Annotated in this window: 16 protein-coding genes; 10 read left to right on the top strand and 6 right to left on the bottom strand. The window is 60.5% G+C overall.

Features of this window, described 5'->3' with window-relative positions; translation table 11 throughout:
- Window positions 1-21: 21 nt before the first annotated feature.
- On the bottom strand, window positions 22-846 hold the full coding sequence (locus tag B9Z40_RS01430; protein WP_100171545.1) for an alpha/beta fold hydrolase: 825 nt from the start codon (window positions 844-846) through the stop codon (window positions 22-24).
- A 2-nt stretch (window positions 847-848) separates the two neighbouring features.
- Window positions 849-2150, bottom strand: coding sequence for an O-acetylhomoserine aminocarboxypropyltransferase (locus tag B9Z40_RS01425; protein ID WP_100172852.1), 1302 nt, complete (start codon window positions 2148-2150; stop codon window positions 849-851).
- A gap of 111 nt (window positions 2151-2261) precedes the next feature.
- Here B9Z40_RS01425 and B9Z40_RS01420 point away from each other — a divergent pair, with 111 nt between their 5' ends.
- From B9Z40_RS01420 to B9Z40_RS01405, 4 genes are read left to right on the top strand one after another with little or no spacing between them, the layout of a single operon-like run.
- A complete protein-coding gene (locus tag B9Z40_RS01420; RefSeq protein WP_100171544.1) occupies window positions 2262-2729 on the top strand; it encodes a CBS domain-containing protein in 468 nt (155 codons plus the stop codon).
- A 35-nt stretch (window positions 2730-2764) separates the two neighbouring features.
- Window positions 2765-3862 carry a chorismate synthase gene (gene aroC / locus B9Z40_RS01415; RefSeq protein WP_100171543.1) on the top strand — a complete coding sequence of 366 codons (1098 nt, stop codon included), beginning with the start codon at window positions 2765-2767 and terminating at the stop codon, window positions 3860-3862.
- A gap of 3 nt (window positions 3863-3865) precedes the next feature.
- Window positions 3866-5044, top strand: a complete 1179-nt coding sequence (locus tag B9Z40_RS01410) for an MFS transporter (protein WP_100171542.1) — start codon at window positions 3866-3868, stop codon at window positions 5042-5044.
- Window positions 5041-5928 (top strand): alpha/beta fold hydrolase, encoded by an 888-nt coding sequence (locus B9Z40_RS01405; protein WP_100171541.1) that lies wholly within the window; start codon window positions 5041-5043, stop codon window positions 5926-5928. The genes B9Z40_RS01410 and B9Z40_RS01405 overlap by 4 nt, the downstream gene beginning before the upstream one ends.
- A gap of 35 nt (window positions 5929-5963) precedes the next feature.
- Here the strand turns inward: B9Z40_RS01405 and B9Z40_RS01400 are convergent, their stop codons facing one another.
- Window positions 5964-7907 (bottom strand): YhgE/Pip domain-containing protein, encoded by a 1944-nt coding sequence (locus B9Z40_RS01400; protein ID WP_100171540.1) that lies wholly within the window; start codon window positions 7905-7907, stop codon window positions 5964-5966.
- A gap of 132 nt (window positions 7908-8039) precedes the next feature.
- Complete coding sequence (locus B9Z40_RS01395) at window positions 8040-9746, bottom strand: alkaline phosphatase (RefSeq protein WP_100171539.1); 1707 nt, start codon at window positions 9744-9746, stop codon at window positions 8040-8042.
- 148 nt (window positions 9747-9894) lie between these two features.
- Between B9Z40_RS01395 and B9Z40_RS01390 the strand changes: the two genes are divergently transcribed.
- The 5 genes from B9Z40_RS01390 to B9Z40_RS01370 are packed head-to-tail and all read left to right on the top strand — an operon-like array spanning window position 9895 to window position 13023.
- Window positions 9895-10554, top strand: coding sequence for a DsbA family oxidoreductase (locus B9Z40_RS01390; protein ID WP_100171538.1), 660 nt, complete (start codon window positions 9895-9897; stop codon window positions 10552-10554).
- A 54-nt stretch (window positions 10555-10608) separates the two neighbouring features.
- Window positions 10609-11178 (top strand): histidine phosphatase family protein, encoded by a 570-nt coding sequence (locus B9Z40_RS01385; protein WP_199172465.1) that lies wholly within the window; start codon window positions 10609-10611, stop codon window positions 11176-11178.
- Window positions 11175-11552 (top strand): thiol-disulfide oxidoreductase DCC family protein, encoded by a 378-nt coding sequence (locus B9Z40_RS01380; protein WP_100171537.1) that lies wholly within the window; start codon window positions 11175-11177, stop codon window positions 11550-11552. Before B9Z40_RS01385 ends, B9Z40_RS01380 begins: the two co-directional genes overlap by 4 nt.
- 11 nt (window positions 11553-11563) lie before the next feature.
- Window positions 11564-12328, top strand: a complete 765-nt coding sequence (locus B9Z40_RS01375) for a formylglycine-generating enzyme family protein (protein ID WP_233204841.1) — start codon at window positions 11564-11566, stop codon at window positions 12326-12328.
- A complete protein-coding gene (locus B9Z40_RS01370; RefSeq protein WP_369823379.1) occupies window positions 12325-13023 on the top strand; it encodes an SDR family NAD(P)-dependent oxidoreductase in 699 nt (232 codons plus the stop codon). The genes B9Z40_RS01375 and B9Z40_RS01370 overlap by 4 nt, the downstream gene beginning before the upstream one ends.
- 16 nt (window positions 13024-13039) lie before the next feature.
- Here B9Z40_RS01370 and B9Z40_RS01365 read toward each other — a convergent pair whose 3' ends face one another.
- Window positions 13040-14965, bottom strand: a complete 1926-nt coding sequence (locus B9Z40_RS01365) for a radical SAM protein (RefSeq protein WP_100171536.1) — start codon at window positions 14963-14965, stop codon at window positions 13040-13042.
- 145 nt (window positions 14966-15110) lie between these two features.
- Here B9Z40_RS01365 and B9Z40_RS01360 point away from each other — a divergent pair, with 145 nt between their 5' ends.
- Window positions 15111-16280, top strand: a complete 1170-nt coding sequence (locus tag B9Z40_RS01360) for a hypothetical protein (RefSeq protein WP_100171535.1) — start codon at window positions 15111-15113, stop codon at window positions 16278-16280.
- Here the strand turns inward: B9Z40_RS01360 and B9Z40_RS01355 are convergent.
- Window positions 16261-16743, bottom strand: a complete 483-nt coding sequence (locus tag B9Z40_RS01355) for a GNAT family N-acetyltransferase (protein WP_100171534.1) — start codon at window positions 16741-16743, stop codon at window positions 16261-16263. The genes B9Z40_RS01360 and B9Z40_RS01355 overlap by 20 nt on opposite strands.

Below are 16743 nucleotides of genomic sequence, written 5' to 3'. Positions count from 1 at the left end.
GCCCCTGCTCGCGAATGTTCGTCACGCTAATGGTTTCAAAAAATCCTTGAGCGCCTGCAACACGCCCTCGGGCGCTTCGGTCATGAGCGAATGACCTGCGGGCAGCTTCACCACCTTGGACTTTTGGCACAGGTCAATCAGGCTTTGTGCCGCTTTAGGCGGCGTCATCTGGTCGGCATTGCCAAGAACAAACAGGGTGGGGCAGGTGACCTTGGGCATCGCAGCCTCGGCACCGCTGTAGCTGTCGCAGGCCTTGAAGCCGGTGTGGAACACATTGACTTGTGTGTTGCTGGCCAGCACCCGGCGCATCAGCGCCTTGCTGCCGCCATACAGCCAAGTGCCGGGTCCCAGGGCAGAAGGGGGTGGGGCGAGTGTGGAATGCGAAAAGCTGTTGACCATGTCGATGGCCTTGAACGGGGCGCTGACCGACAAATCGAGCAAAGCGGGCGACACAGCCATGGGGTAGGCGGTGCCCACCATCACCAGTTGGCTCACGCGCCCCGGGTGAGCGGCGGCTTCACGGGCGGTGGCTTCAAGGGCGATGAGCGAGCCAAAGCTGTGGCCGATCAGTGCGGCTTTTTCGATCTTCAGCGCATTGAGCAAGGCGATGACGGTGTCAGCGGCCTGCTCGACGCTTTGCGGCGGTGTGCCCTCGCTTTTGCAGTGCCCCGGCAGGTCAATGGCCAGCACGTTCCAGCCGTGGTGCGCCATGTAGCGGGTTTGCAAAATCCAGACGCTGTGGTCGTTGAGCACACCGTGGATGAACACGGCGGTGGGCTGCGCGGGGTTGAACTCTTTACCCCCGGTGTAGGCGTAGAGCTCGTGGCCTTGAACAGAAATTTTCATGGTCAAGCCCCTGCTTTCTCGGCGGCTTTGAGCGCCTTTTTCAGGTCGTCGATCAAATCGGCTGGGTCTTCCAAGCCAATTGACAAACGGATGGTGCCGGGGCCGATGCCGCCTGCAGCCAGCGCTTCGTCCGTCATGCGGAAATGCGTGGTGCTGGCCGGGTGGATCACCAGGCTGCGGCAGTCGCCCACATTGGCCAGGTGGCTGAAGACCTTGAGGGTTTCGATGAACTTTTGACCTTGGGCGCGAGTGCCCTTGATGTCGAAGCTGAACACCGAGCCTGCGCCGCGGGGCAAAAGCTTTTGCGCCAAGGCGTGGGAAGGGTGGCTTTCGAGCATGGGGTGGCCTACGCGGCTGACCAGCGGGTGTGCGGCCAGAAACTCGACCACTTTGGCAGTGTTTTCCATATGGCGCGCCATGCGCAGCGGCAGGGTTTCGATGCCTTGCAAAATCAGCCAAGCGGTGTGCGGGCTCATGCATGCGCCAAAGTCGCGCAGCCCCTCGCGCCGGGCCCGAAGCAAGAAGGCCCCCACGGTGCTTTCTTCGCTGAACACCATGTTGTGAAAGCCTTCGTAGGCCTGGGTCAGCTCGGCAAATTTGCCCGATTTGTCCCAGTCAAAACTGCCGCCATCGACCACCACACCGCCCACCACTGTGCCGTGGCCCGACAAAAACTTGGTGGCCGAGTGGTAGACCAGATCGGCCCCGTGGTCAAAAGTCTTGATGAGCCAGGGTGAGGTGAGGGTGGAGTCCACCAGCAGCGGCACACCCGCTTCGTGCGCGATGGCGCTCACGGCCTCGATGTCCAGCACGTCCATGCCGGGGTTGCCCACCGTTTCGCCAAAAAAGAGCTTGGTGTCGGGCTGCACGGCGGCGCGCCATGCGTCGAGGTCGCCGGGTTTGACGAAGGTGGTGCGGATGCCAAAGCGGCTCAGGGTGTAGTGCAGCAGGTTGTGTGAGCCGCCGTACAAAGCCGACGAGGCCACGATGTGCGAGCCCGCGCCCATGAGGGTGGCGATGGCCAGGTGCAAGGCAGCCTGTCCGCTGGATGTGGTGATGGCGCCAATGCCGCCCTCCAAAGCCGAAATGCGCTGCTCGAGCACCGCGTTGGTCGGGTTGCTGATGCGGCTGTAGACATGGCCTGGGCGCTCTAAATTGAAGAGGGCGGCGGCTTGGTCCGATGACTCGAAAACAAAGGAGGTGGTCAGGTGAATGGGCGTGGCCCGTGCGCCCGTGCTGGGGTCGGGGGCGGCCCCCGCGTGCAGGGCCAAAGTGTCAAAACCGGGATCGCTATATCCAGCCATGGGGGTCTCCGAAAAAGAAAGCTTGGGTGTTGCCTGAGCGCTGTTTTGAGCGTTCATTGTGGGCTATATTGGCAGTCAACCTAATCGAGATCGACCCTCAGGAGACACACCATGAAAGTCAGCGACATCCTCCGCGTCAAAGGCGGTACTTTGTTCACGGTCCAGACTGACGAACCCTTGGCGCTTGCCATGACCGACATGGCCGAAAAAGACCTGGGGTCTTTGGTCGTCATGGCCAAAGGCACCCTGGCGGGCATGCTGACGTTTCGAGAGGTGATTCTTCAAATTGTCAAAAACGGCGGTCAGGCCGGGGCCTCTTTGGTGAGCGATGCCATGGATGCCCAACCCTTGACTTGCACAGGCGAGACCGACATCGATGACGTGCGCCGCATGATGCTGGAGCACCATGCCCGCTACATGCCGGTCATGGAGGGCAACATGCTGATGGGCGTGATCAGCTTTTACGACGTGGCCAAAGCCGTGGTGGATGGCCAGAACTTCGAAAACAAGCTGCTCAAGGCCTACATCCGCGATTGGCCCGATGGCTCAGCGCCAGTGTCGGAAGATGTCAAGCTCTGACAGATCGCCCCGCCGCTCTGGGATAATCCACCCCCATGAGCGGCAATACCTTTGGAAATCTCTTTTCGGTCACCAATTTTGGTGAATCCCACGGCCCGGCCATTGGCTGCGTGATCGACGGCTGCCCCCCGGGCATGCCCCTGAGTGAGGCCGACATCCAGCCCGATCTGGACCGTCGCCGCCCCGGCACCAGCAAATTCGTCACCCAGCGCAACGAGCCCGATGCGGTGCAAATCCTCTCCGGCGTGTACCAAGGCCTGACGACCGGCACCCCGATTTGCCTGCTGATCAACAACACCGACCAGCGCAGCAAGGACTACGGCGACATCCTGCAGACCTTCCGCCCCGGTCATGCCGACTACACCTATTGGCGCAAATACGGCCTGCGCGACCCGCGCGGCGGTGGCCGTTCGTCGGCTCGCCTGACAGCCCCCATGGTGGCGGCCGGTGCGGTGGCCAAGAAGTGGCTCAAAGAGCAATTTGGCACCACCTTTGTCGGCTGCATGATCCAGATCGGCGATGTGCCGATTGGCTTTGAGAGCTGGGACCATGTGCCGAACAACCCGTTTTTTGCCCCAGTCGCCGATGTGTCGGCGCTCGAGGACTACATGAACGCACTGCGCAAGTCGGGCGATTCGTGCGGTGCCCGCCTTCGGGTGGTGGCGCGTGGCGTGCCTGTGGGCTTGGGTCAACCGCTGTTTGACAAGATCGATGCCGACATCGCGTACGCCATGATGGGCATCAATGCCGTCAAGGGCGTGGAGATCGGCGCGGGTTTTGGCTGCGTCACGCAAAAGGGCAGCACAGCGGGCGATACCCTCACAGTCGAGGGCTTTGTGGGCAACAACGCGGGTGGCGTGCTGGGCGGCATCAGCACCGGGCAAGACATCGAGGTGTCGATTGCCGTCAAACCCACCAGCTCGATCTTGATTGCCCGTGAATCGATTGACTCTGAGGGCAAGCCCACCGAAGTCATCACCAAAGGCCGCCACGATCCGTGTGTGGGCATCCGTGCCACGCCCATTGCCGAGGCCATGCTGGCCTTGGTGGTCATGGAGCACGCCTTGCAGCACCGCGCCCAATGCGGCGACGTCGAGCACGACCTGGCCCCGATTCCAGCGGCCAAGCCTTAAGGCATGGCGGATCGCCGGCAGCTCTTGCCGTTTGCCGCGTTGTCGGCCAGTTACTTCGCACACATCGGGTTTTTTAACCCCTATTTGCCGCTGTGGTTGCAAGACATGGGCCTGAGCTTGCTCACCATTAGCGTGCTGACGGCCGTTCAGGCGACCACCCGCCTGTTTGCCCCTTACGCTTGGGGCGCCCTCAGCGACCGAACGGGCGAGCGGGTCAAATTGCTTCGCATCGGTGCTGGCGTCGCATTTGCTTCGGCGTGTTTGTTGTTTTGGGGCTGGGGCCCTCTGGGCCTGGGCTTGGTCTTGTTGCTCATGTTCACCCACACCAGCGCGATGATGCCCATGAGCGAAGCGGCCATGGCGCACTTGGTGAGTCAGGGCGGGGCTTTTGACACCAAACGTTACGGCCGTGTTCGTCTGTGGGGTTCTTTGGGTTTTTTGATCACGGTGTTCGCGGCAGGCGCTTGGTTCGAGGCCTTTGGCATGCGGCATTTTCCAGGCTGGACGGTGCTGACTTTGGGGGCGGTGTTCCTGAGCGTTTGTTGGATGCCCGACGTCAAAGAGGCCAGTCACCAGTCCCAAACCCATGCGCCCGTCGGTCCGGTGCTGCGGCAAAAACCGGTGCAATGGTTTTTTGCCTCGACTTTCTTCCATGTGTTGTCGCACATCGGCATTTACGTGTTTTTCTCGCTGTATCTGGATTCTTTGGGTTACAGCAAAACCATGATTGGCCTGCTGTGGGCGGTGTCGGTGGCGGTTGAAATTATTTGGTTTTTCAGCCAATCGCGCTGGTTGCCCCGCATGCCCCTGACCGCTTGGTTGGTGCTGTGTTCCTTGGTCATGTTGCTGCGCATGGGACTGACGGCCGCTTGGGCCGATGTGCTGTGGGTTTTGCTCTTGGCGCAAACCCTGCACGCGATCACCTTCGCCACGCACCACACGGTGTGCATTGCCTTGATCTCGCACCATTTTCCGGGCCGTTTGCGAGGGCGGGGCCAGGCGCTTTACACCGTCATTGCCTACGGTTTTCCGGGTGTCATTGGCGCCTTGCTGGGCGGATTGATCAGCGAGCATTGGGGTTTGCAAAGCGTGTTTGTGGCCAGTGTTTTGACCAGCGGGGTGGCCACGGTCACGGCCTACAGGGTTTGGCGTTTGCAGCACCCACGGCAGGTGTTACCATGAAACACCCCTTGCGAACGACGGCCGTGTTGCCCCACTTCTTACCGGCCGATTTGGCTGCTGAACTGTCAGGGGCTGAGCGCTGTGTCACGCATTTTGAAGGTGCCAACACGGTTTGGCACACCTGGGGCGATGCGCAAAGGCCCTGTGTGGTCTTGTTGCACGGTGGCAGCGGCAGCTGGACGCATTGGGTGCGCAACATTGCCACTTTGCGCCATGCCGGCTGGCGCGTGCTGGTGCCCGATTTGCCAGGCTTTGGCGACTCGGATTTGCCAGCGGGCTGCATGGACACCGACGACATGCCGCCGCATTTACAAGCTGGCTTGGTACAACTGCAGCCCGTGGGCCCCGTGAGCATGGTGGGTTTTTCTTTCGGTGGGATGACGGCTGCGCTCTGGCTGGCCGCCCACCCGCAGGCAGCACAGCACTTGGTGCTGGTGGGCGCACCGGGCATGGGCTTGGCGGTGAAAGACCGCATTCCGCTCAAGGGCTGGCGGCATTTGCCCAGCCCACAGGCCCAAGAACAAGTGCACCGCCACAACCTGATGGCCTTGATGCTGGAGCGGCCAGAGCGCTTGGACGGTTTGGCGCTGGCGCTGCACACCGCCAATGTGACGCGTGACCGGGTGACCCGCAGGCGCTTGTCATCGACCGACATCGTGGCCCGCACCTTGCCCCATTTGCAAGCCCGTGTCAGCGCCATTTATGGTGAGCATGACGCCTTGTACCGTGGCCGACTGCCCGAGTTGCAAGCGGCCATGCAGAGCTTGCCTGCGCATGCAGGAACATGGCACACCGTGCCGGGCGCGGGTCATTGGGTGCCGTACGAAGCGGCAGAAAACTTCAATGCGGCGTTGTCAGCCCTGTTGAAAAGCTCCGCAACTTGAAGGCTTGCCCAATGGCCGCAGTGGCCAGCGGTGGTTTACAAATCCAGTCGGGGTCGCAACTGGCGTAAAGAGACAAAACGCCAACGCCCTAGCACCATGGTGAGAACTGCAGCGAAAAGACCGATGCCTGTCACTTGCAACCAAGGGACCAACCAAGTGCTTTCAAATGCGCCAAACAAGCTGGCTTTGAGGCCATGGGCCAACCAAGTGATGGGCAGCCACGGGCTCAGGGTGGCAAAGAAGCTGCCACTCAACTCGACGGGCATCACGCCGCCTGAAGACGTCATTTGCAGTGCCAGCAACACCATGGCCAAGGCTTTTCCTGCATCACCCATGAAGCAGGTCATGGCGCTGATCAAACACAAAAAAGCCAAGCCAGCGCTCACGATGGTGAGCGCCAACGCCCAGGGATGGACCACCTGCACCCTCAGCACCACCATGACGGTGAACAACAGCGCGAGACTTTGAACCAACACCAAGGTGCCGGGCATCAGCAATTTGCCCAGCCACTGCGCTGCCGGGTGAAATGGTTGGGCATGTCGCGGCAGAACCCGAAGATTGACAAAGAACACCGCAATACCCGCGCCCAACCAGAGGGCTGCAGGGATCACGTTGGCGATGAAACCGATGCCATTGTTTTGAACGGCCGCTTCCATTTCAAGCCGAGGGCGCACCGAGTCGGCCAAGCCCTCTGGACTGCCATCAGGGGCACCCTTCATGTCTGGAATGGCTTTTTCCACCAGCGCCAAGCCCATTTCCAGATGTTGGCTGGCTGCGCTGATCTTGTCGTTGCCTTTGGCCAGGGCGTCGGTGCCTTTGGCCAAGTCGGAGGCCCCAGTGTCCAGCGCTTCAAGCTGAACATCTTCGGGTAATTGCGTGGTGGCCGATCTCAGCGCCGAATTCATGCTGCGAACGCCTGCGGTCAGGGCATGGACCCCTGTGCGCAGGCTGTGGGCACCTTCGTCGAGTTTTTGGCTGCTGTTTGCAGCGGTTTGCAAGCCTTGGTCGAGTTGCTGCACGCCCTGAGACAGTTCCAAGACGTTTTCTCGAACCGTGCTGCTCACCAACAGGCTGTTGTCCGCCTCTGTTTTGAAGGATGAGACTTGGGTGTTCAGATCGCGACTTCCGCTTTGGAGTCGCTGCAGTCCTTGGCCCAGTTCTGAGACCCCGTTGACCAGTGTGTCAGCGCCGGAATCGAGCCGCCGCAAGTCTGAGTGACGAGGGCGGTTGGTTTCCAACTGGCGCAAACCTGCGCCCAGCTTCTTGGCGTTTTGACCCCATTGCGAGACGTTTTCGCTCAGCTGTTGTGCGCTTGCGTGGATCGTTTTCGCGCCTTGGGCCGCTTTGATCGCTCCTTCACTCAGATCGGAAGCGCCTTGGTGAAGCTCTCTCAAACCTTGATTCAGCCGCGTCACACTTTCTTTGGAGCCCGCAGCATTCAAGAGCACCAATGACCAACGCTGTGCATTGAGGGCTTCATTGATTTTGTGCCCCAGCTCTGACGCAAACTGCTGAGCAATCCGGGCGGTCTCGATGTTGTTGCCTTGCGAAGCAAAAACCACCAATTGACCTGCCCCAGCTTGTTCACCGGGCACAGCATTGGCGCTGAAGTTTTCCGGGATGATCAAGGCAAACGCCAACTTCCCTTGGCGAACATGCTGCCTGGCTTCGTCGGCTGTGGCCAAAACTTGGTAATTGAACTTGCCCGCGGTTTGCAATGTTTGAATGAGGTCTTGCCCCACATTGACAGCGCTTTCACGGTAAACCAGCCCTTGGTCACTGTTGACAATGCCCACATTCAGAGCTTGGCTGTGCGATGCGGGATCCCACAAGCTCGACAAATAAATCACCGAATACAAAGCGGGGATGAGGGCGACAGCCAGCACTGACCATGCAATTTTGGCTTGACCCATCACATAGCCCGCCTCTAAGCGCGCGATGGCGTGAATTTGTAGAAAGAAATGAGGCAGTGCGGGCATTTATGACGATTCGGATCCAAATGGGATGGTCAATCGTTCAAATATACCTGTACGTGCTTCCTCAGATTCTTAAAAGAGACAAAGCTTGCCATGCACTGGGGCCAAAGCCACTGTTGGCCCAGTGCAGGTCAATCAAGCAGCCATGGTGGCCGTTTTGCCCAAGGCGCTGGTGTAAGTGCGGTTGGTGATGGTGTTCACGAAGAACCATTCGCCCTTGGCTTCGGTGGCCGTGAAAGTCATTTTCAGGTAACCGCGCTGTGAGGCATCTGCCCATTTCAAGTCGTCGACCACACCTTCAAAAATGGCTTTGATTTCAGCCGGCTTGAGCGTGACTAAGTACTCCTCCAGGCCTGGCGAGCTGACGGAGCTGGTGCCAAACTCTTCACCCACTTTGGTGCCCGCCAAGGCGGGATTGGTCAGCCCCATCAGGGTCAGGTGGTTGTGCCAAGCGTTGTGCGTGTCACCCGCCAAAACCACCAGGCGCTTTTTCAGCTGCAAAGCGGTCAGCAGCAAGGTTTCGCGTGCCACGGGGTAGCCGTCCCAGGCGTCCAGGTTGTAACCCAGTTTGGGGTTGAGTGTGGTGTTCATGAGTCCCGTTTGAGCAGCCGTGCGGTAAGCCGCAGGGGTGTTTTTGGCCACAATGTAGTCGGTCACCGCTTTGTTGCCTGCGGCTTGTGCGGCGGCGGAGGTGTCGGTGCTGTTCAAAGCGGCCAGCACCGAGACGGGGAACTCCATGCGGGCCATCAGCACCTGTTGGCCCAGCACTTGCCAGGTGGCTGTGCTGCTGGCCATTTGGGTGGTGAGCCAATCCATTTGCTCTTTGCCCATCATTTGGCGCGTGGGCGAAGTGAAGGTGCTGTAAGCCTTGCCTTGGGCTGCGGCGCCCTTGAGTCCGGCTAGGTCCGCAATGTCGATCTGCTCATCGCGGCCAACCAGGCGGGTGTCCAACATGTGCAGGCTGACCAGTTTGCCAAAGTCGAAGCTGCGGTAAATCTTGGCTTTGTCTGCACCTGTACGGATGGGCATCCATTCGTGGTAAGCCTGCAAGGCGGCTGCGCGACGGGCCACCCATGAACCTTCGGTGGCGGGCGTGTGGTTTTCAGCGCCATTTTTGAAGGCGTCGTTGGCGACTTCATGGTCGTCCCAGATTGCGATCATGGGCTTGAGGGCGTGCAGATTTTTGCTGTCCGGGTCGCTCTTGTACTGGGCGTGGCGGGTGCGGTAATCGGCCAGGCTCAACAGTTCATTGACGGGCGCAGAGACACGGCCCAAGGTGGCCGCTGTGGAAGAGGCGTAACCCGTGGAGGCGTATTCGTAGATGTAGTCGCCCAGGTGCAAAGCAAATTCGGCGTCGCTGTTGGCCACTTCCGAGTACACGTTGAAAAAGCCGGCAGGGTAATTGGTGCAGCTCATCACGGCCAATTTCAGGCTGCTGGCGGTGGTGGGCAGGGTGCGGGTGCGGCCCACCGGAGACGTGGCCGTACCGCAGACAAAGCGGTAGAAATAGCTGGTGCCCGCCACCAGGCCAGTGGCATCGGCTTTGGCTGTGAAGCTTGTTTCGGCCTTGGCTTCCACATCGCCTTGCGACACGATTTGTGTGAAGGCGGCATCGCTGGCCACTTGGTAACGCAAAGCCACTGCGCTGTCCGAACCCGGAAACTTGGCGTGGGTCCAAAGGATCACTTGGGTTGCCAAGGGATCTCCGCTGGCCACACCGTAAAGAAATTCAGGTTGAGCGGACGATCCGCCGCAAGCGGAAAGGCTGGCGCCTGCGGTCATGGCTGCAGAGACGCTGGCCACTTTGATCATGAATTCACGGCGGGAAGGGGTGTGCGACATGCGCGGCTCCGGTGGCGTTGAAGAAAAGATTCACTGCGCACTGTGAGGGTGGTCAATGAACCTTTGATGACAGGGCGCAATGTCCGCCAGGCGCTGAACACCTTTGGCAAATGCGGCAAGATACTGACATTGACTTTGTGAGGCTCCCATGACCACCCTTTTGAAAATCGACTTCGTTTCTGACATCGCCTGCCCTTGGTGTGCCGTGGGCTTGGGCGCACTGGAAACCGCTTTGGCCAATTTGGACGGCGAGGTGCAGGCCGATCTGCACTTTCAGCCCTTTGAGCTGAACCCCCACATGGGCCCAGGAGGGCAGGACTTGGGCGAGCATTTGACGCAGAAGTACGGATCGACGCCCGAGCAGCAAGCGCAAATTCGCCAAACCATTTCGGCGCGTGGTGCTGAAGTGGGCTTTGAATTTCACCCTGGTGGTCGCGGCCGGGTCTACAACACCTTCAATGCGCACCGACTTTTGCATTGGGCTGGTGAGCAAGGCGCAGGTGCGCAGCACGCCTTGAAGAAGTCTTTTCTGCAGTCTTACCAAGGTCGCGCCGAATGCATTGACGACGCCCAGGTGCTGCTGGCGGCGGTGACTGACGCTGGGCTGGACGCAGCAGCGGCTGGCGAAGTGCTGGCCAGCGATGCCTTTGCCGCCGAGGTGCGCGAGCGCCAGCAGTTTTATGCACAAGCGGGCATCCGCTCGGTGCCCGCCATCATCATCAATGACAAGCATTTGATTTCGGGCGGTCAACCGGTCGAGGTGTTTGAGCAAGCCCTGCGCCGCATCGCATCCGGTGAAGTGGGTTGAGCCATGAAGCTGCATGATTTGGCCGGGAAAGCGCTGCTGAGCAGGCGAAACGCTATGGCTGGTTTGACAGCGGTCGTGGCCGTGCCAGTGCTGTCGGTTTTGCCTGGCCATGTGCTTGCGCAAATGGCCGGAACTTTGACCGAATTGGCCACGGCTTGGCGTCGTGAGGGCGGTGTGCTGTTGGTGCGCCATGCCTTGACCGAAGCAGGTTTGGGTGATCCACCGGAGTTTGCTTTGGGCCAGTGCCGCACGCAGCGCAACTTGAGCCCAGAGGGGCAACGCGCCTCGCGGGCCATGGGCGAGTGGGCTCGCACCAACGGCTTCAAGCCCGATGCGGTGCGCACAAGCCAATGGTGCCGTTGCCAAGACACGGCGCGTTTGGCGTTTGGGCAATACGAAGACTGGCCACCGCTCAACAGCACCTTTGCAGGGCAAGGCAACCCGTCAGCGCAAATCCAGGCCTTGCGCGAGCGCTTGCTGGCCATGCCCGCCGGACGCACCGAGGTGTGGGTGACCCACCAGGTGATCATGACCGCGTTGACTGGCGCCTATCCCGAGATGGGCGAAGGCTTTTTGGTGGATGCCCAAGGGCGCTTGCGGGCGCGTGGGCGAGTGGCTGCATGAACGCCGCAACCTCCCCGCTCTTGACGGTGTATTTCGATGGCTCGTGCCCCTTGTGCCGCGCCGAGATCGCCATTTACCGCCGTTTGCCGGAGTCGCAGGCCATGGCGTGGGTCGATGTGAGTGCAGGACAAGACTTGGGCGGTCTGACGTGCCAAGCGGCCATGGCCCGCTTCCATGTGCGCGACAGCCAGGGCCGCATGTTCAGTGGTGCTGCGGCGTTTTCGCAGATGTGGCGTTTGTTTGCGGGATGGCGCTGGCTGGGTTGGTTGTCGGCTTGGCCGCCCCTGTCTTGGTGTTTTGAACTTGGTTACCGCTTGTTTTTGAAGGTTCGCCCCCAAATGCAAAAGTGGGTGCGGCGCTGGTCTGAAGGCTAAAGGGTTTGAACATGTTCAATCGCGTGATTTCCAGTGTTTGTCGTTGGGGCTCGCTGTGGGGTGCTGCCGCTCTGATCGCTGGTTTCTCTGGCTTGGCGTTCGCGCAAGTGGGTGAGAAGGTGGCTTTGGGCGATTGGGCCATTGACCGCACCGAAGTCACCATCGGCCAGTTTGAGCGCTATGTGCGCGCCACTGGCACCGTGACCCGCGCTGAAAAAGAGGGCGGTGGTTTTGAATATGTGGGCGGGTGGGTTCGCCGTCCCGGCTGGTCTTGGCGTCAGCCAGATGGCGTTCCGGCCAGTGCTGACTTGCCTGCGGTACACCTGGACTTTGCCGAGGCGCAGTCTTACTGCCGCTGGGCAGGGGGGCGTTTGCCCACAGGCGCTGAATGGCAAAAGGCGGGTTTCACCGAGTTGCGTGACAACCCCCCAGCGCCTTGGGTCAAAGGCAAAACCTATGCCTGGAGCACGGGTGACAGCCCGCAAGGCGCCAACACCAGCGACCCAGACCCATGGGCCCGCGCCGCACCCGCCGGGGCCACGCGCCAGGGCGTGAACGGCTTGTACGACATGGGCGCCAATGTGTGGGAGTGGACCACCGATGAGCAGGGCGGTCAGCGGCGCACCGTGGGTGGGTCGTGGTGGTACGGCGCTTACAACATGAAGGCCGATGTGCAGGCCTTCAAAGCCGCTGACGTTTATGTGGTCTACCTCGGCTTTCGCTGTGCCTATGACCTTCCGTCAAAAGCCAATAACCCGAGCAAGACGCCCTCATGATGCTCTCCCTGCCTGAGGGCTACCGCGCCTTGGTGATCGGTGCGGGCGGTGCCATCGGCAACGCCTTGTTGCAGCAACTGCAAAGCGACCCGCGCTGTGCTGCTGTGAGTGGCGTGTCGCGCCAAAGCACACCGGGGCTGGACCTTCTGGACGAGCCAAGCATCGCCGTCTGTGCACAGGCGCTGGCAGGGCAAGGGCCTTTTCATTTGGTGGTGGATGCCACGGGGGCGCTCACGGTCAACGGCCGTGGCCCCGAAAAACGGCTGGACGAACTGGATGCCAAGCATCTGTTGGCATCCCTGCAGCTCAATGCCGTGGGGCCTGGCCTTTTGCTAAAACACTTTTCACCCTTGTTGGCGTCGGGTGAACGGGTCATCTGGGGCAAGTTGTCGGCGCGTGTGGGGAGCATCGAAGACAACCGCAAAGGCGGTTGGTACGGTTACCGAGCAGCCAAGGCTGCGCTCAACATGTTGTTGCAAACCGCCGCCATCGAAATCGCCCGCCGCAGGCCTTTGTCGGTGGTGGCCGCTTTGCAGCCGGGTACGGTGCAGTCGGCCTTGAGCCAACCCTTTGTGGGCGATGACGCCATGCACCCAGAAGAGGCGGCGCAGCGGTTGCTGGCTGCGCTCGACGCCTTACAACCCACAGGGCGTGCCCAGTTTGTGGACCATCAGGGGCAGCACATCCCTTGGTGACGTGGGCAGTCTGCTATCAGCCCAGCGCTTTGACGATCTTGTGGCGCGGCACGGTGGTTTTGGGGCACTGCCCCTTGGGCAGCTCAAACCACTGGCGCACATCGTTTTCTACACCCACGCCGTGCATGAAGTTGTAAATGGCTTTTTTGAGGCCTTGGCCCAGCAGGTCGTGGTCCACGCCCGGCGGCATGGGGGTGGGGTCCACAAAGCCCACATCGTTTTTGGCAAACGTGCCTTCGGGCAGCGGCAAAAGGGTCACGCCATAGGCCTCGGGGTTTTGGCCCACGGGTGAATGCACGGTGCAGACAAAACGGTGGAAAAAGCCGCTGTGGATGCAGCCGTTTTCAAACAGCTGACGCACGTATTCGAGCGCGTCCACGGTGTCTTGCACGGTCTGCGTCGGAAAGCCGTACATCAAATAGGCGTGCACCAGTACGCCCGCATCGGCAAAGCCTTTGGTGACTTGCGCCACTTGCTCGACCGAGACGCCTTTTTTCATGAGCTGAAGCAAGCGGTCAGACGCGACTTCAAGACCCCCCGACATGGCAATGCAGCCGCTTTGGGCCAGCAAGTCGCACAACTCGGGGGTGAAGGTTTTTTCAAACCGGATGTTGCCCCACCACGAGATTTGTACGCCCCTGCGCAGCAGCTCTTCGGCCAGGGCCTTGAGCGCTTTGGGCGGCGCGGCTTCGTCCACAAAGTGGAAACCCGTCTGGCCAGTTTCGGCCACGATTTGCTCGATGCGGTCCACCAGCGTGCTGGCCTGCGCGGTTTCGTAGCGGCTGATGTAGTCCAAGCTCACGTCGCAAAAGCTGCATTTTTTCCAGTAGCAGCCGTGCGCCACGGTGAGCTTGTTCCATCGCCCGTCGCTCCATAGCCGGTTCATCGGGTTGAGCATGTCCAGCAGCGACAAATACTTGTGCAGCGGCAAACCGTCCCAAGTGGCCGTGCCCACCTCTTCAAACGGGATGTCGGGCTCAGCCAAGTTGATGTACTGCACTTGGCCAGCATCGTTGCGGATGAAAGTGCGCTGCAGGCGCTGCGCGATGCGCTGGCCTTGCAGGTGTTCGATTAGGCTCAGCAGCGGGCGCTCGCCGCCGTCGAGTGTGACGAAATCCACATGGTCGAACACGCGGGCGTCTTTCAGCTCGCGCAGCTCGGTGTTCACAAAACCGCCGCCCAGGCCGATGCGGATGCTGGGGTGCGCCCGTTTGATGCACTGGGCGATGCGAAACGCTGCATAGACCGAACCGGGGAAGGGCACCGAGAGCAAAACCAAGGTTGGTTGGTGCTGTTCGATGGCTTGCAAGGCCAAGCGCTCCAACGTGGTGTCGATCAGGTTTGGGGGCTGGGCCAAAGCTTCGGCCAGTGCGTCAAAGCTGGGCTGGCTGGCGGCCAAGCGCTCGGCGTAGCGCACGAACTCAAAGCCTTCATCCACCGCGTCGCGCAGCACATCGGCCAAATCGTTGAGGTACAGCGTGGCCAGGTGCCGGGCTCGGTCTGTCTGGCCCAGTGCGCCAAAGGCCCAGCCGATCGGGTCGCCTGTGCCGTCGTCCTCATAGGCGTCAAGTGCCGCAAAGCGCGGGCCTTCGGGCAAAAAGCCACGGCCTGCGATGCGGTGGCTGAGCGTGCTGTCGCGGCCCTGCAAAAAGGCGATGACCGGGTCGATGCTAACGGCGTAATCGTGGAAGTGGTCCAGAAAGAAGTTCACTGGGCCTGAGCGCTCTTCGACCGGTAAAGCCAGCCCCACATCGCGCAAATCGGTCAGCCCCTTTTTATTCAGCAAGGCCAGCACCGTGGCGAGCGCCAGGTCTTCTTGCACCGCATCGAAACCCCGCGAACGCAAAAAACCCGTCAGGTAGGCCGTGGACGGGTAGGGCGTGTTGAGCTGCGTCATCGGTGGGATGAGGCTCAGGACTTTGAGTGGCTGGGGACTGGGCATGCTGGGTTGTTTTCGAATCACTGTGGGCGATTATCAACGGGCGCTGCACCTCAGGGCTTTCGGCCGCAGGGGCAGCCTCCCACAAGATACCGTGGTTGTTGGGGGTTAACATCCAGCAGCTCAAAAGTTTCAGCTCTTTTTTCAAATGATCCCATCGCCCGAAGCGCCGTCAAACGCTGCACCTTCCTTGTCTGCCTTGATGGTGCAGGCCGCTGCACAAGCCAAGCTCACCCCGGCCCAGCTACGTTTTAATGAACTCTTGGCCCGCATTGACCGACTGTCGGGCCAGATCCAGCGTCTGGAAAATTGGTCGGATCGGCACCGATACACGCACATTCAGGCGCTGCGCGAATCGGTGCAACAAGCACAGGTGCACCGCAAGAGTCTCTTGCTTTTTGTGCACGAGCGCTTGCAAACAGCCGATTTCACAGACCGTCAGCAACGCATGGCCCGTGGGCTGGTGCGTGGCTTGATCGATCAATTGTCGGCCACCGCCGACCCGCAGGTGCAGGTATTGGTTGACGAGTATGTGAGCGAAGAAGACACGCAGGAAGCCGCTGAGGAGCAGGCCGAAGTCGCCCGGCAGCTGCGCGAGCGCATCGAAGAAGCGCTGGGCCAGCCGCTCAACAAGCCCAGCCAATACCAAACGCCTGAAGAGATGATGCAGGCGGGCATGCGCCAGTGGCAACAACAGCAAGAGGCCAACGAGGCCAAAAAGAACGCCAAGCGCACGGCCCGAAAAGCCCAAAAACAAGCGCAAAAGAAAAACGCTGCGGCTGAAAAAGGCGAAGTGCCCGTTGCCCTGATGCGCGAGCTGGACGCCAAGAGCGCCATCCGCACGATCTTTCGGCAACTGGCCAGCGCACTGCACCCGGACCGCGAGCCGGATGAACAAGAGCGTCTGCGCAAAACCTGCTTGATGAGCGAGGTCAACGCCGCTTATGAAAAAAACGACCTGACCACTTTGTTGCGTTTGCAAATGCAGGTGTCGCAGGTCAGCCCCAAAAACACCGCTGGCACGGCACTCATGACCGACGACAAGCTGATCGCCATGTCCTTGCTGCTCAAGGAGCAGGTGGCTGCTTTGGAAGAAGACCTGGACCAGTTGGAAAGCCGCTTGAGCCGTGAGTTGTGTGTGCCAGTTCGTGCAGAAGCCGACGAAGCGGTGATGGCCAAGTCACTGCAGCGCCTTCAGGCCGACCAACGCTACATCACCGACACTTTGGAGGCCGACTTGCGTCGCATTCAGAACGACGCTGAACTCAAGCGCTGGCTGAAAGAGCAGTGGCAGCTGGCTAAAGCCACTTCTGCATGAAGCTGGCTTGGCCCGCAGCTGGGTCCAGGGCATAAGGCTCAAAGCCAAACCCGAGGTAACTCTTCAAGGCCCGTGTGTTGCCCGTCAGCACCTCCAGCGTGAGCTTGCAGCAGCCACGCGCTTGGGCGTGTTGCTCGGCCGCCGCCAGCAAGGCCTGACCGACGCCCGCGCCCCGGTGACCCGGCAGCACAGCGATGTCGTGGATGTTCATCAGTGGCTGCGCTTTGAAGGTGGAATACCCCTCGATGCAGTTGACCAAGCCCACAGGCGCATCGTCCAGCCAAGCGATGAAGCTGGCCGCATCGCTGCGCGCTGCCAAGTCATCACAAAGCCGCGCTTTCACATCCTGCGCCAGCGCTTCGCCCCCGCCCATCGGGTCTTGGGCGTAGGCGTCCAGCAACATCACCAGCGCCGTGCGGTGGATCGGGTTCTGGTAATCAACGGGCAGGATGTGAAGCGACAT

The sequence above is a fragment of the Limnohabitans sp. 15K genome, assembly GCF_002778285.1.
Classification (GTDB): domain Bacteria; phylum Pseudomonadota; class Gammaproteobacteria; order Burkholderiales; family Burkholderiaceae_C; genus Limnohabitans_A.
The sequence above is the reverse complement of the archived record's forward strand: the minus strand, read 5'-3'. Positions and strand labels throughout refer to the sequence as shown.